This is a genomic window from Postechiella marina (genome assembly GCF_039538365.1).
In the GTDB taxonomy this organism is placed as follows: Bacteria; Bacteroidota; Bacteroidia; order Flavobacteriales; family Flavobacteriaceae; genus Postechiella; species Postechiella marina.
Window position 1 is genome coordinate 527,031 of the sequence record NZ_BAABCA010000002.1, and the last position, 15,979, is coordinate 543,009.

Below are 15,979 nucleotides of genomic sequence, written 5' to 3' on the forward strand. Positions count from 1 at the left end.
TATTATTTTAAAGAGGTAAATATACTTCATATTTAGTTAACTTTACTACCATAAAACAAGTTGTAAACTATGCATATTCATAATATTTCTAACCAAAACTCCATTTTAAATACATTTTTATCAGAAATTAGACATGTTAACATTCAAAAAGACAGCATGCGGTTTCGAAGAAACATAGAACGCATTGGCGAAATTTTAAGTTATGAAATGAGTAAAACTTTAAATTTTTGTGCCCAAACAATTGAAACACCCTTAGCAAATAGTAACATTAATTTATATGATGATAATATAGTGCTTTGCTCTATTTTAAGAGCTGGCGTACCATTGCATAATGGGCTATTAAATTACTTTGATACTGCAGAAAATGCTTTTATATCTGCTTATAGACACCACAAACATGACCCTGAAAGTTTTGAGATTATAGTTGAATATTTAGCTTGTCCAAATCTAGAAGGTAAAACACTTATTTTGGCAGACCCTATGTTAGCAACTGGACAATCTATGCTAGCCACTTTTGAAGCTTTAAAGCCTTTTGGAACACCAAAAGAGGTACATTTAATTAGCGTTATTGGCGCACAAGAAGGTGTTGATTTTATTGACAATCATTTTGACAAAAATACCCATTTATGGATTGCTGCTATAGACGAAACATTAAACGATAAAGGTTATATAATTCCGGGTTTAGGTGATGCTGGAGATTTGGCTTTTGGAGAAAAGCTACAAAAATAAAAGTACAAATGGTACCAAAACTAATATTGCTAAAAACACATCTTTAAACCAATTTACCTCCATAGTTTCTATATAATTTGTAATAATTATTGCTAAAGGCGAAAAAAGAAAAAGGAATTCGCTTCCGTTTTTTTCTGGGGCCAAAACCACAATGGCAAACGATGTTATAACCATAAAAAGTATTATTTTAAAAGAAGGCCTAAACGATTTTTTTTTATTTTTAATTTCGCCAATGTAAAACACGGAAGACCAAGCACCAAAAGATAACAGCATGGTTAAAGCAATTATAAATGGTAAATTATTATGCGTACTAAAATCTAAATTTGTTATTGGCAAGCTTTTAAAAACTTCGAAAAAATTGTTATAATACAGTACAGAAAAACTTACTGCCAATATAAAAACTGTAGCAATACCTATAAAAGGAATAACCCAATGCTTTATTTTATTGTCTGTATACATTAATAATGTAAATAAAATAAGAACAAAAAATAAGATAGACCAAAAATAAAAAAGAGCAGCAATAGCAAACCAAAAAGCAGCATCAAACAACTTTTTGTTCATACTTTTTTGAGTTCTCAAACTAATTAATCTCCTTAATCCAAAAAGCACAAAAAGGTTTGAAATAATAATATTACCACTACTTAACGATAATGGAATTGCTACTAAAAACAAGGCATACAAGAGTATTTCGTAATTATTATTTTGTGTTAATTTATTTTTAGACACAATAAAATCTAACATTAAAATAGAGATATAACTGGCTAAAAATAACACCATTAAATACAGCACGTTACTAAGCTGTATTGGTTTATTTATATCTTCTAGATTAGCGAGTAGAAAAGCTAAAAGTGTGATAAAAAAAACAATAATAAAATTTATTGGTTTAGATTTACTGAAAATACTTGCAATCATTAACTCTTTTTGTATTTTTGCCTTGTAAATATACTACTATGAAAGATTTCTTTTACTCGATACAGGATTTATTTGTTAACGTACTTTTTGCTCCTATGGACTCTTTAAGAGCTCTAGAGCTAGAAAACTGGTTTGCTGCAAGTACAATTTCTTGGATTTTTATGCTTATAGGTTTTGCAGCCATGGTTTATTGGATGCTTCAACTTAAAAAGTTTAACGACAACAACGAAGAAGACAAAAGCATTTCTTCGCACTCGTTTTTATAAATCGAATCCTATATCTTTACGATAATTCATCTTATCAAAGTTTAGCTTATCTATACTTTGGTAAGATTTTTTTATGGCTTCTTGGTAGGTATCTCCATATGATGTTATTGCCATAACACGACCACCAGAAGTTACAATTTTACCGTCTTTTATTTGCGCACCTGCATGAAACGGAATTGAATTTTCGATAGTATTTACTCCTGTAATTTCTTTTCCTTTTTCGTAAGCTTCAGGGTAACCTCCAGATACTAACATAATTGTAGTTGCTGCTCGCTCGTCAATTTCTATATCTATTTTATCTAGCGTACCATTAGACATCGCATTAAGAATTTCGACAAAATCATTCTTTAGCCTTGGTAAAACCACTTCTGTTTCTGGATCTCCCATACGCACATTATATTCTATTACTTTAGGGTCGTCTCCTACTTTTATAAGGCCTATAAAAACAAAACCAACGTATGGCAAATTATCTTTTTTAAAACCAGAAATAGTAGGTTTTACAATACGCTCTTCAATTTTATTTAAAAACTCTTCTGTAGCAAATGGTACAGGAGAGACTGCTCCCATTCCTCCGGTATTTAATCCTGTATCGCCTTCTCCAATTCGCTTATAATCTTTCGCGGTTGGTAAAATTTTATAATTTTCTCCATCACTTAATACAAAACAACTAAGTTCTATACCGTCTAAAAACTCTTCAATAACCACCTTAGTACTAGCGTCTCCAAATTTAGCATCAACTAACATGCTTTTTAACTCAGTTTTAGCTTCATCTAAATCGTTAAGAATAACTACGCCTTTTCCTGCAGCCAATCCATCTGCTTTTAAAACATAAGGCGCTTTTAAAGTTTCTAAAAAAGCATACCCTTCTTCTACGGTATCTTTTGTAAAACTCTGATATGCTGCAGTAGGAATGTTATGCCTATATAAAAACTCTTTAGCAAACTCCTTACTTCCTTCTAGCTCTGCTGCTGCCTTTTGCGGACCAATTACAGATACATGTTTTAGGGCTTTGTCGCTTAAAAAGAAATCGTGAACACCTTGCACTAAAGGATCTTCTGGTCCAACTACAACCATATCGATTTTGCTAGTTACAACTAATTCTTTTATGGCTTCAAAATCTGTTACTCCTATATTTACATTAGTAGCAACTTCTGAAGTTCCTGAGTTTCCAGGAGCTACAAATAGTTGTTTACATAAAGGACTTTGTGCTATTTTCCAAGCAAATGTATGTTCTCTTCCGCCAGAACCAAGAATTAAGATATTCATTTTTATTTAGTTTTAGATTATCATTTTAAAATAATGAATGACAAGGTAAATGTATTTTAAAACGCAAAAATAAGTTGTTTTTACGGTTGGCAATACATTGAAACTTCTTTTTTTCCTATTTTTCACTTAATAAGCTTAAAAAACAGTATTTATCTTTAGCTTTGTTTTAATACTTTTAAATATAATTTTAATTGAATTTCTTTAACCTTGCTTTAAAATTTAAACGTTTCCCTATTGGTGAAGCGAAAAAATTATTGAAAACAATTTTGAATAAGGATGAAGCTGAATTAAAAAATTACATAGAAACTAAAAAGCGCGAAATTGTAAATTATCATTTAAAAAACAATACATTTTATAAAGATTTTACTAAGAACGCTAATATGAAAGCATGGGAAGATATTCCTGTAATGACTAAAAGCGATTTACAGCAACCCTTAAAAAATCGTCTTTCAGATAATTTTAGTTTAAAAAACATACATAAACACAAAACCTCTGGCTCTTCTGGAACGCCTTTTATTTTTGCAAAAGATAAATTTTGTCATGCATTAACTTGGGCAGGTTTTATTAATAAATATGCTTGGTTTAATATTAACTTAAACACCTCTAAACAAGCACGATTTTACGGTATTCCATTAAACAAAAAAGGGTATTATAAAGAGCGTTTAAAAGATATATTGAGTAATAGATACCGGTTTTCTGTTTTTGACTTAAGTGATACGCAATTACAAAAAAACGCACAAAAATTTAAGACTACCAAATTCGATTATATTAATGGATACACAAGCTCTATAGTACAATTTGCTAAGTATTTAAAGCAAAAAAACATTGTTTTAAAATCTATTTGCCCTAGCTTAAAAGCTTGTATTGTTACTTCTGAAATGCTTTTTAAAGATGATAAAGCCCTTTTAGAAACTCAATTTGGAATACCCGTAATTAACGAATATGGTGCTGCCGAGTTAGGCTTAATTGCTTTTCAAAACAAAAAGGATGAATGGATAGTAAATAATGAAGATTTATTTATTGAAATACTTGATAAGCACGATAACGTTTTACCAATTGGAGAAAAAGGTCGTATTGTTGTTACCTCGCTTTATAACAAAGCACATCCTTTTATTAGGTACGATTTAGGAGACATTGGCAGCCTATCGAAACAAAGCACGCTAAAAACGCCTATTTTGGAATCTTTAATTGGGAGAGCAGACGATATTATTGTTTTACCTAGCGGAAAAAAAGCTGCTGGGTTAACATTTTACTACATAACAAAAACAATTATAGAGGATTCTGGGTATGTAAAAGAGTTTGTTATTGAACAACTAAAGCTTAACACTTTTAAAATTAGCTATACAGGTAACCACGAAATTAACCGAGATAAACTACAAAAAATAAGAGAAGCAATAACCACCTATTTAGAGCCCGGTTTAACTATTCTTTTTAAGAAAGAAAAACAACTAACTAGAGCTAATAGAGGCAAACTAAAACAGTTTAAATCTCATTTATAGTTTGTTTGGATTTAATAAAAAAGTGTTCGAATAAAAACCGAATAATAAAGTAGCTAGATTTTATTGTAGAAAATTTTAATCCTTTTTTATAAACCCAGTAGTTGTATTTTAATAAGCCCAATTTATTTGAAGACATAGCATTTTCTCTAACTCTATAAAAAGCCAAAGATTCGTTTATACCTTGGGCAGGTTTACCAGATTTTTTAAGAGCAGCCAACCACAATAGCCAATCTTGACGTTTTCTTAAATTTGTCGATTTTATTTTGCCAAGTGTTTTAACACTGTAAACCCCTGTTAAATTCCCTATATAATTGCTTTTTAACAACTTTTTATACGTTAAAACAGGTAATGCCTTAATTTGTTTATTTAAACACTCTCCAGCCTCGTTAATTAAGCTATATGAGCTAAAGCAAACATCGCAACCATTTGCTTTTATAAAAGTTATTTGCTTTTCCAACTTTTCGGGTTTCCATAAATCATCGGCATCCAAAAAAGCAATAAAATTACCTTTAGCTGCGTCTATGCCTTTATTTCTAGATATTGCTGCACCAAAATTCTTATTATTGATAATTAAAGAAATATTAGCATATTTTTTAATATATGATTGCGCTATCTCTTTGGTTTTATCATTAGAATTATCGTCTATTAATATAAGCTCCCAATTGGTGTATGTTTGTTGAAGTATACTTTGTATTGTATCTGAAATAAACGCTTCAGAATTAAACATTGGAGTTATTATAGAAACCATAATTATTAATATGCCTTTTCTTCTCCCCTTACAGCGTTTGCAACCGTTTGAATAATAATTTTTAAATCTAGAAGAATAGACCAGTTTTCTATATAAAAAATATCGTATTTAACACGATTGATAATGTCTTTATCCTCTTCTATTTCTCCTCTAAAGCCACTAATTTGTGCTAAACCAGTAATTCCTGGCTTTACAAAATGCCTAACCATAAATTTATCAATTCTACGTGCATATAGATTGGTATGACTAACCATATGTGGTCTTGGTCCAACTACAGACATGTCTCCAAAAAGAACGTTAAAAAATTGAGGTAACTCGTCTATACTTGTTTTTCTTATAAAAGCACCGACTTTAGTTATTCGCATGTCTCCTTTGGTTGCCTGGTGTAGATTAGCATTTTTATTAGGTGTCATAGATCTAAACTTATAACAATCAAACTCTTTGTAATTAAAACCATTTCTAGATTGCTTGAAAAACACAGGACCTTTAGATTCTAATTTTATTATAATAGCTAAAATTGGAGTAAGCCAAGATAATACGAAAACTATAATACACGAAGAGAATAGAATATCGAATAAACGCTTAATAAACTTAAAAACAGAGTCTTGTAAAGGAATGGTTCTAATGGATAAAATAGGAATATAATCGTAATACTCGTACTTTAACTTTTTAGAAAAAATATCTTTATTATCAGGAATAAATTTTAATTCTCGCAAGTTATTATCTGCAAAATCAACCAACCTATTAATTTGCTTGTTAGACAACTCTGCAATAGAAAAGTAGATTTCATCAATATCCTTTTCTATAATATAATTAAAACATTTATCTAACGAAAAATCATCATTTTTTACCTTAAATTGCGATTGGAACTTATAACCAAAATCTAATCTTGTATTAAAGGTTTTTATTAATTGCCTTGTTTTTTCGTTATCGCCAATAACTATAACATTTCTTATGTTTCCGCTTAAAATTCGTCTATATCTTTTTAATAAAAAGAATACTAGAAATTTAAATACAGCTATTAAACCTAGGGCAGAGATTAGGTAATTACCTAATGCCAATCTACTAATATTGGGCTGCTTAAAAAAACCTATATAGGCATATAAAATAACTGTAAAAAAAACAATTTGCTTTAAAAGCACAGATATAATTTGTATTATTCTTGTGTGCCTTTGTATTTCGTAAAACCTATTTAATAAAGAAATTAACATCCACATTAAAGAAGTATATATACCAAACTGGTATGGGTTCTCTATATTAATTTCAAAAAAGAAATACATGCTATTAAGTATTACCAAGTCGGTAATACCAAATAAGGGTTTAATTAAATTTGAGTAACGTCCGTGTTTATATTTCAATTTATCTAATTATATGCTTTTCAAAATCTTTGTGCTCACTTCTATATAATTCCTCTTGAGATAAGCTTTTGAAATATTCAAATGTTATTTTCATGCCTTCTGCTCTACCTACTTTTGGCTCCCAATTTAATATTTTTTTTGCTAAACTAATATCGGGTTGTCTTTGCATGGGATCGTCTACAGGCAAATCTTTGTAAATTACTTTTTGATTTGTTCCTGTAAGTTTTATAATTTCTTCTGCAAACTCTTTAATTGTAATTTCATGAGGATTTCCTATATTAACAGGGTTTGAATAATCGCTTAATAATAATTTAAAAATCCCTTCTACTTGGTCGTCTACATAACAGAAAGAGCGGGTTTGAGAACCGTCTCCAAAAACGGTTAAATCTTCGCCTCTTAAAGCTTGCCCCATAAATGCAGGTATTACTCTACCATCGTTTAATCGCATTCTTGGACCGTAAGTATTAAATATACGTACAATTCTAGTTTCTAACCCATGAAACCTATGGTAGGCCATTGTTATAGATTCCTGAAAGCGCTTAGCTTCATCATAGACGCCTCTAGGACCTATTGTACTTACATTGCCATAATAGTCTTCGGTTTGAGGGTGTACTAATGGATCTCCATAAACCTCGGATGTAGATGCTATTAAAATTCTTGCATTTTTAGCTTTTGCTAAACCTAATAAATTATGCGTGCCTAAAGATCCAACTTTTAACGTTTGAATTGGAATTTTTAAATAATCTATAGGACTTGCGGGTGATGCAAAATGTAGAATATAATCTAAGTTTCCATCAATTTTTATAAATTCTGTAACGTCATGTTCTATAAAATTGAAATTTGGATTCTCTTTTAAATGGATTAAATTTTTTTTATCTCCAGTGATAAAATTATCCATGGCGATAACATAATATCCTTCCTTAATAAAGCGGTCGCATAAATGAGAACCTAAAAAGCCAGCAGCTCCTGTTATTAAAACTTTTTTCATATACTTTAACTCTACTTTGTTTAATATTTTAATAACGAATTACCCAAACAATTTTCATTTACCTGTATAGCTTTATTAAATAAATAACAAAGTGTTTGTTATTTTCACACTCTACTTTATCAAGGCAAAAATATAAAAGTATATAACAGATACAATGACTAAGAAAATATTATTTTCTTAATTTTTCTTTTAATACTAAACTTATAAATTTTGAGTTACCTACTAAATATCTTTTCCACATACGCTTAGGTTCTTGGGCAAAACGATAAAACCATTCTAATCCATAATTTTGCATCCATACGGGGGCTCGCTTAACTTTTCCAGCAACCACATCGAAACTACCGCCTACTCCCATTACAAAATTTACTTTATTTAATAGCTCTTTATTTTCGTATAGAAAATTTTCTTTAGTAGGAGAACTAATGGCTACAAATAGAATATTCGCTCCAGAATTAGAAATGTCTCGAGCAATATTTTGCTCTTCATTCTTATTAAAGTAACCATTTCTATAACCTGCTATAATACTAGAAGAGTATTGATTAGTATACTTATCTACAACCGTTTTTACAACCTCTTCTTTTGCTCCAAAAAAGAAAACCTTGTAGTTTTTTTTATAAGCCAACTCTACTAAGTTAACCATAAGATCTATTCCTGCAACACGTTCTTGTAAAGGTTTACCAAGTATTTTTGATGCCCATACCACAGCTTGACCATCTGCATTTATTAAATCACTTTCATTTACACTCTTGCGCAGTTGTAAATCGCTTTGCATAGCAACAATCTTACCTGCATTTACTACTACATGATGTAATTGTTCTCCCTTACTTATTGTATTATCAACAATTTGTATGGTTTCGTCCATTGTCAAATTATGGATATGAGTGTTTAATATGCTTATTTTATTCATTTATTAGATTTTGATAATTCTTGTGATAAATAGAAGCGTTATTCAACCAACTTTTCTGATTTTGAACATAATTTAAAGCTCCAACTTTAACCTCTTTTACTCTTTTTAAATCTAAATTCACTACATATTCCATTGTCTTTACTAGTTCTTTCACACTCCCAGACGAAAATAAAAAACCATTCTTTTCGTGTTTTACCAATTCTTTAATTCCTCCAACATCACTACCTATTACCAATTTACTATAGGCCATTGCTTCTAATGGTTTTAAAGGAGTTACAGAATCTGTTAGTTTATTTTTATATCTTGGGTTAACTATAATATCAATGGCGTTAAAAGCCTTATAAACCTCATTAGGATCTATTTTTCCTTTAAAATCTATTTTATTATTACCTTGGGCAAGTTGACTTATTCGCTCTTCTTCGATACCACATCCAAAAATAATAAGTCTAGATTTTGGGTGTTTTAAATTAAAAATATTAAAGGCTTCAATTAACATATCTATACCCTCATGTGGTGTTAAAGTGCCTATGTAACCAAAACGCACCTCATCTCTTTCTTTAACTGCATCAATATCCTTTAACTTATTAATTAAGGTTGTATTAACAGCATTGTTAATTAAAACTATTTTATCGCTAGGCACGCCAGAATTAACTATTACTTGTTTAAGGTTCTCATTTATAACAACAACCTGGTTTGCCTTCTTCATAACAAAACATTCTGTTTTAAATAGCAATCTTTCTATTAAGTCTGAAATTTTACTAGTTTTTTTCTTTTCTTTCTTCAACATCCAAAGAGAACGAACTTCATAAACAAAAGGAACTTTATATTTCTTGGCTAATAATAATGCAGGTATACCACAAAAAAACATGGCATGAGCATGTAAAACATTGGGTTTTTCTATAATTATTATTTTTTTTATTTCATTGTAAAATGAGAATATAGAAAAGAGCCTAAGTATTCTACTACCTAAAGATTTTCTTTTATCAGAAATTGTATCTTTCTCGTTAAATTTGGATCTATAATATTTTATTCCATCAATTATATCAAAATTAGATGTAGCAGCTTGAAACGGTGCTGTAATAGCAACAACATCCATACCGACTTCCTTTTGGGTCATTAAAATATCTCTAGACCGGATACTTGAACCAGATATTTGTGGTACCGATTGGTAAAGTATGTGTAAAATTTTCATTTATAAATCTAATTTATATCAAAAGTACAGTATTTTTGAAACTATAAATAATTAATAATAATGATTAAGTTTTTTACAAAAGAAAATATTCTTTTTTTTCTATTCTTTATATCCCTGATTTTATTTAAAAATGATTTAAACAGTAAAGTTATTATAGGAATGGTAGCTATAAGTTTATATTACTTTAACTATAATTCGTTTAAAGAAGTATTACTTAAAAATACCCCTATACTTATTTTCTTTGTACTTATATTAATTAGTTTATGTTATACCTCTGATATTAAAATTGGATTAAAACGGGTTGAAAGGTTAACAATAATACCAAGTTGTCTTTTAATTTTTACTTATTTATCTAGAAAAAACATAAAACGTAAACATATATATTTTCTCTATATTTTAGTTATTCTTTTTGCAACTTTATATTCTCATTTTAAAGTTATTTCTCTTTTTATTGAAAATAAAGAGACTAGTTTAAGGCACTTTTTTAACTTAAATTACTCTTACAAAGCGTTAGGTAATACAATAAATTTACACACTACATATTATTCTATGTATATTTTATTAGCTATAGTTTTTTTATTAGATTTTATAAGGTCTAACAAAAGAACTATACATTTTACTGCTTTGTATGTGTGCCTTATAATATATTTTTCTCTATTTATATTTCAATTATCCGCTAGAATTTCAATAGGAATACTTTACCTAATAGTATTATTAAATATTATACATTTTATAATAAATAAAAAACAACTTTTAAAGGGAGCCATTGTATTAGTCTTATTTCATATTATAGGCTTTTCTATTTTAATGAATGTAGGCGTTACAAAATATAGGTTTCAGCATTTACTTGGCTTTACTTATTACACAGGCTATACTGTTAACGATACAAACCATAAAACTAAACTATGGACTGCAGCAGCTAGTGCTAACAATAATATTTTGATTGGTAATGGTATTGGTGATATTCAGCAATCTCTTAATGAGCAATATGAAAAATACAAATTAGAAAAACCCCTTAAAAACGATTATAATAGCCATAACCAATATATTGAATTTTATGTTGGACTAGGTATTATTGGCCTTGGTGTATTTATTTATTTATTATTTAATTATTTCTGGATTTTTATAAAATTTAAAGATTTTATTGGTCTCCAATTTATTATTATAGTTACTATAACAAGTATTACAGAATGTATATGGAATAGGCACCATGGTATTGTTTTTATTGCTTTTTGGCTATTTTATTTAAACAGCTATCAAAACCAAAAAGCAATATTAAATAAAGCTGTTGTAGATAACACAAAGTTATAACACTTAAATTGTATTTATTCTTTCCTATTCAATGTTTTTGTTTCAAAACTAAAACTAGCTAAAACAATTAGTATAAATAAAAACTTTGCTTGATACATAAATGCTGTAGTTAATCCCATAATAAAAAAATATATTAATAATAATATTTTGAAACGCTTATTGGTTTTAGTTTGATTAATAAAATGAATTAAAAGAAATACAACTATTAGAGAAAACACACCGTATTTAATATAAAGTGTTAAAAAAATATTATCCATGTAAATATTATAATTATCTACAGTTTCTCTCCAAACAAACCATGGAATAAAAATGGTTTCTCCAATTCCTTTACCAAAAAAATAATCATACCAACTGTAGGTATTTAGCTTTTCTATAAAAGGAGCAAAACGAAATTCAATAAGTTGCCTCATTACAATATCGTAATCAAACATTGTTAAAATTCTGGTACGTAGCTTCTCGTTAAAACTAAAAACTCCAAAAAACAGAACCAAACCTGCACTAACAAAAACACCTATCCTACTAAACAATTTTATGGCGTTAGTTGTAACCATAACCATGTTTATTAGGTATATAACTGCCAATGTAAATAATACTGTTCTGTTTCCAGATAAAAATAGGGGTATTAAAATATAGGCTAAATCATATTTATCAAACTTTCTATTTACGCCCAGTCCAGCTATATAATAAATTAAGATAAAAGATGCTCCTACAGATGTATATCTAATGTCTGTAACACTATAATAGGGATCATTAGTAGCAAAAGAAATAAAACCAGTTGTATTTAAAATAACAAACCAAACTATTGTTGCTATAAAATTATATTTCATTATTTTTTTTGCCTCTTTCCCTTTCCAATTTAGTCGCCTGTTTTTTAACACATACAGAAACACAAAGCCAAATAAAATAAAAATTAAAGGTTTAAAGTCTTTAAGTAAATTAATTACTTTTAAATTCTCTTTGTAAATTAAAACATCGTACAGTAAATAAAAACCAATAAAACCAATTAGTAAAGCAGTAACTATTACAATGTTTTTATCCATTTTAGGTTTAAACAAAGTTTGAAAAAAATATGCCACCACGACAATAAAGGAAAAAAAGTAATATACATTTACTTGGAAGTGTGTATGCAGCGGTATTAAGGAAGATGTAATTGGCAGTAAAACAGTTAGTTTTAAAAACACCGAAATATCTCTATTTTTTAAAAATTGGAAACCAATAGTTATATAAGCTATGGTCAATACTAAAAAAATTAATAACTGCATTTAATACTTTATTTTTAAAGTGAAAATGGCTTTTAAATACTCCTTAAAAGTACCGCCAATTATTTTATATATTAAAAATCTCCAGGCTGGGTAAAAAAGAATAAAAGACGCTATATTTAAACTCCAAGCAACACAGTTAATTGTATATTGCGAACTAATAAACACAAAAACAGGTATTACTATCAAGACCAGTAAATTCCAATAAAACTCTATATTAGTCTTCCCTGTAGCTATTATTAAACTACCTACAGGATTACCTATAGCTCTAAAAATCATATAAACAGATAGTATACGGACTAAAGTAACAACCTCGTTAAAACCTTCTCCATAAAATATTAAAACAGCCAAAGGAGCAAAAATAATTAAAGCAATGTAAACTACTGCATTTACTTTTGCTACAATACTTATAAGCTTATAGTAATTTAACTTTAATACTTCAATGTTATCTTGTAGCTTTGATAAGCTTGGAGAAGCTACTTTGGTTATAATTGGGTTTAAAATTTGAGCTGGTCTAAAAACAAGCTGTTTTGCTAAACTATACCCACCTAATACTTCTGAGCTAAAAAACTTACCTATCAATAAAATGTCTATATCTCTATTAAAATAATTAACAACCTGTCCTCCTACTTGATAAACACCTATTTTTAAAAAAGGTTTTGTTTCTGAGTAATTGTAATGAAATAGCAATCCATATTTTTTAAGTCCGTATAGAAAATACAATAAGTTTTGAATTATATATTGCATCAAAGCCGAATAAACCAAAGTATATACGCCATAATTATTAATAGCTAAAAAAACCGCAAAACATAATGAGCACACCGCTGCTATTATTTCAAAAATAGAAATCATTTTAAACTTTAAATGTTTAGATTCTATAGTTTTAAAAATTCGTCCAATAGCAGAGATTATTAAATTGAGTCCTAACAATGGAATAAGAACAGTTAACTCTGGCTCGTTATAAAACGACGCAACTAAGGGAGAAGCCAAAAGCAAAATACCATATAAAATAAAGCTAAACATTATGTTTATCCAATACAAACTAGCATATTCTTTTTTAGAAATATTTGCTTTATGAAGTATTGCAGAAGTTAAGCCCATATCGTTAAATAGATTCATAAACCCCATTACAAAGGTTACAAGTGCCATTAACCCAAAATCTGCTTTATCTAAAAATCTAGCTAAAACAGATAATTTTAACAATGCAACTATTGCCAACACTATAGTGCCAATAGTAGTCCACTTAACTCCAGAAACGACTTCTTTTTTTATATTATTCATTTATCATTCTCTCAAATTCTACTTTAATTCGCTCGAAAACAATATTTTTAGAATAATGCTTATTAATAAGCTCTAAATTATATTTTTGTTCTTCTTTTGTTAAAGCATTAAGCGCCTCCTTACTATTTATATTTTTTTGTATGCTAGAAATTATAAAACCTTCGCTTTTTAAGGTTTTATAAATAGTATTTTCTTCTCGTAAATAAACCTTACAACCATTTGCTAAAGCAAGCATTATTGTATTAAAGGCCTGTTGCCTTTTATGGTTCAATATTAAAACAGAACAGCTATTTATTATAAAGGTATACTCGTTTAACGATAAGAAATCGACAAGAGGCTCAACAGAAGATCCAAAAATACCTTTTGCTTGCTTTATAACTAAATCTTTATATTTTTTATCTCCATAATTAAGAGGCACATATATTTTTTTATCTTTTAGTTCTTTTTTATTTATTAAATTAAAAGCATCTAAATGATTATTAGATTCAGAACTAGAATTACCTATTAATATGTTCTTTTTATCGGTTTTAATCTTACTTCTTACTGCATCATTATAATAATAGTAGCTAAACCAGCCCCTAGGTAAATTTAACTTTGTATAACTCTCTAAAAGATCTACATCTGCATTAATATTAGTTAAGGTATAATGTAATTTACGTTGCCTTAAGGCATTTTTAAACAACCTCCAATAATATGCCTTTTTTAATTTTGATAACGTTGTCTTTTTAATTTGATCTTTTATTGATAAGCTTTTTAAATAAGCTGTTTTCGTTGCAGGAAGTAATGCATTATAATTAGGATTTAACCCATACATTTCTGCTCCCCAAAAAGTCCAAGCTGTTTTTATATTTAATTTATATTTTTGTAAAAGCCTAAGTTTATATGTTTTATAAACATTATGAAACAAAATAAAATTTACTGATTTACTTAATTCTAAATATTCTGTTTGATAACTAGGCGTGTTAATATTTTTAAAAATAACTTTTGTTGATTGCTCTAGTTTCTCGAAATCATTATAACCCACTTTATCGATGCCTACTAGAAATATATTTTGATTAGGAAAAATAGTTTCGAATAACTCTATAACAGACACTAAAAACTTTTCATCATCAATTACATGTAAAATCATTTAAAAAATAATTTAATAGTTAATGCTATTTTTTTAGCATCTTCAATATCCAAATCATAAAATAAAGGCAATCTAATTAAACAGTCGGTATATCTATCTGCTTCTGGCAAATTCTGTACAGCCTCATTACTATTATTAGTATGATAGTCGCTTTTATGTAAAGACAAATAATGAAATACAGAGTGTATTTTATTGGCTCGCAAATGTGCTATTAACGCATCTCTCTCTTGTACATTTTTAGTAACAACATAAAACATATGTGCGTTATTGGTTGCGTAATCTGGCAGTGTAGCTAGTTTTAAAAGGTTTTGATTTTGCAATACATTTAAATCTTTAAAATAAGTATTCCAAATTTCTTTTCGTTTAGCTTGTATGTCCTTTAAATGTTCTAGTTGTGCATATAAAAAAGCTGCGATTAATTCTGATGGTAAAAAAGATGAACCTGTGTCTACCCAACCATATTTATTAACTTCTCCTTTAAAAAAAGCAGATCTATTTGTACCTTTTTCCCAAATAACTTCTGCTCTATCAATAAATTGTTCGTCATTAATAGTTAATAAACCACCCTCTCCAGATATTATGTTTTTTGTTTCATGAAATGAAAAAGCTCCAAAATGCCCAATACTTCCTAAAGGCTTCCCTTTGTAGTAAGAGTCTATTGCTTGTGCTGCATCTTCTACTACATAAATATTATGCTTTTTAGCAACCTCCATTACAATATCCATATCGCAAGCAACTCCTGCATAATGTACAATAACTATTGCTTTTGTCTTATCTGTGATAAGATTTTCTATAGATTTTTCATTTATACCTGGATGATCTTCTCTACTATCTGCAAAGATAATTTTAGCGCCTTGACGCGTAAAAGCTAAAGCAGATGACACAAATGTATAAGAAGGTACAATAACCTCGTCTCCAGGCTTAATATCCATTAACATGGCAGCCATTTCTAAGGCATCTGTGCACGATGTTGTTAATAAAGCTTTTTTAAAGCTAAATTTAGTTTCGAAAAAATTTTGACATTTAACGGTAAAATCACCATTTCCTGAGATTTTTCCAGAACGTACTGCTTTTTCAATATACTGAGTTTCTTTACCTACTAAAAACGGTTTGTTAAATGGTATCATTTTAAAT

15 protein-coding genes are annotated in these 15,979 nt (G+C 28.6%); 4 read left to right on the forward strand and 11 right to left on the reverse strand.

Annotated elements, in window-relative coordinates; all coding sequences use genetic code 11:
- Window positions 1-69: 69 nt before the first annotated feature.
- Window positions 70-729 carry a uracil phosphoribosyltransferase gene (gene upp, locus ABD715_RS06095; RefSeq protein ID WP_344787227.1) on the forward strand — a complete coding sequence of 220 codons (660 nt, stop codon included), beginning with the start codon at window positions 70-72 and terminating at the stop codon, window positions 727-729.
- On the opposite strand, the gene ABD715_RS06100 is transcribed toward upp, so the two are convergent.
- Entirely contained in the window at window positions 718-1,641 is a 924-nt protein-coding gene (locus ABD715_RS06100; protein WP_344787228.1) for a DUF6427 family protein, read from the reverse strand. The genes upp and ABD715_RS06100 overlap by 12 nt on opposite strands.
- A gap of 38 nt (window positions 1,642-1,679) precedes the next feature.
- On the opposite strand from ABD715_RS06100, the gene ABD715_RS06105 reads away from it, so the two are divergent.
- Entirely contained in the window at window positions 1,680-1,907 is a 228-nt protein-coding gene (locus ABD715_RS06105) for a DUF6341 family protein (protein WP_344787229.1), read from the forward strand.
- Here the strand turns inward: ABD715_RS06105 and purD are convergent.
- On the reverse strand, window positions 1,902-3,173 hold the full coding sequence (purD, locus tag ABD715_RS06110; RefSeq protein ID WP_344787230.1) for a phosphoribosylamine--glycine ligase: 1,272 nt from the start codon (window positions 3,171-3,173) through the stop codon (window positions 1,902-1,904). The genes ABD715_RS06105 and purD overlap by 6 nt on opposite strands.
- A gap of 191 nt (window positions 3,174-3,364) precedes the next feature.
- Here purD and ABD715_RS06115 point away from each other — a divergent pair, with 191 nt between their 5' ends.
- On the forward strand, window positions 3,365-4,672 hold the full coding sequence (locus tag ABD715_RS06115; RefSeq protein ID WP_344787231.1) for a phenylacetate--CoA ligase family protein: 1,308 nt from the start codon (window positions 3,365-3,367) through the stop codon (window positions 4,670-4,672).
- Here ABD715_RS06115 and ABD715_RS06120 read toward each other — a convergent pair.
- From ABD715_RS06120 to ABD715_RS06140, 5 genes are all read right to left on the reverse strand, one after another.
- Window positions 4,656-5,420 carry a glycosyltransferase family 2 protein gene (locus ABD715_RS06120; protein WP_344787232.1) on the reverse strand — a complete coding sequence of 255 codons (765 nt, stop codon included), beginning with the start codon at window positions 5,418-5,420 and terminating at the stop codon, window positions 4,656-4,658. The genes ABD715_RS06115 and ABD715_RS06120 overlap by 17 nt on opposite strands.
- Window positions 5,421-5,425: 5 nt before the next feature.
- Window positions 5,426-6,778 (reverse strand): undecaprenyl-phosphate glucose phosphotransferase, encoded by a 1,353-nt coding sequence (locus ABD715_RS06125; RefSeq protein WP_344787233.1) that lies wholly within the window; start codon window positions 6,776-6,778, stop codon window positions 5,426-5,428.
- A gap of 1 nt (window position 6,779) precedes the next feature.
- Entirely contained in the window at window positions 6,780-7,766 is a 987-nt protein-coding gene (locus ABD715_RS06130; RefSeq protein WP_344787234.1) for a UDP-glucuronic acid decarboxylase family protein, read from the reverse strand.
- Between the two features lie 169 nt (window positions 7,767-7,935).
- Window positions 7,936-8,673 carry a WecB/TagA/CpsF family glycosyltransferase gene (locus tag ABD715_RS06135; RefSeq protein WP_344787235.1) on the reverse strand — a complete coding sequence of 246 codons (738 nt, stop codon included), beginning with the start codon at window positions 8,671-8,673 and terminating at the stop codon, window positions 7,936-7,938.
- The gene (locus ABD715_RS06140) at window positions 8,666-9,865 is read right to left on the reverse strand and encodes a glycosyltransferase family 4 protein (protein ID WP_344787236.1); all 1,200 of its coding nucleotides are present in this window, start codon (window positions 9,863-9,865) and stop codon (window positions 8,666-8,668) included. The genes ABD715_RS06135 and ABD715_RS06140 overlap by 8 nt, the downstream gene beginning before the upstream one ends.
- Window positions 9,866-10,672: 807 nt before the next feature.
- Here ABD715_RS06140 and ABD715_RS06145 point away from each other — a divergent pair.
- Window positions 10,673-11,176, forward strand: coding sequence for a hypothetical protein (locus tag ABD715_RS06145; RefSeq protein ID WP_344787237.1), 504 nt, complete (start codon window positions 10,673-10,675; stop codon window positions 11,174-11,176).
- A 14-nt stretch (window positions 11,177-11,190) separates the two neighbouring features.
- Here ABD715_RS06145 and ABD715_RS06150 read toward each other — a convergent pair whose 3' ends face one another.
- From ABD715_RS06150 to rffA, 4 genes are read right to left on the reverse strand one after another with little or no spacing between them, the layout of a single operon-like run.
- Complete coding sequence (locus ABD715_RS06150) at window positions 11,191-12,438, reverse strand: DUF6369 family protein (protein ID WP_344787239.1); 1,248 nt, start codon at window positions 12,436-12,438, stop codon at window positions 11,191-11,193.
- Window positions 12,439-13,716 carry an MOP flippase family protein gene (locus tag ABD715_RS06155; protein WP_344787240.1) on the reverse strand — a complete coding sequence of 426 codons (1,278 nt, stop codon included), beginning with the start codon at window positions 13,714-13,716 and terminating at the stop codon, window positions 12,439-12,441. It lies immediately after the preceding gene.
- A complete protein-coding gene (locus tag ABD715_RS06160) occupies window positions 13,709-14,845 on the reverse strand; it encodes a TDP-N-acetylfucosamine:lipid II N-acetylfucosaminyltransferase family protein (RefSeq protein ID WP_344787241.1) in 1,137 nt (378 codons plus the stop codon). Before ABD715_RS06160 ends, ABD715_RS06155 begins: the two co-directional genes overlap by 8 nt.
- Complete coding sequence (gene rffA, locus ABD715_RS06165; RefSeq protein ID WP_344787242.1) at window positions 14,842-15,972, reverse strand: dTDP-4-amino-4,6-dideoxygalactose transaminase; 1,131 nt, start codon at window positions 15,970-15,972, stop codon at window positions 14,842-14,844. Before rffA ends, ABD715_RS06160 begins: the two co-directional genes overlap by 4 nt.
- Between the last annotated feature and the right edge of the window lie 7 nt (window positions 15,973-15,979).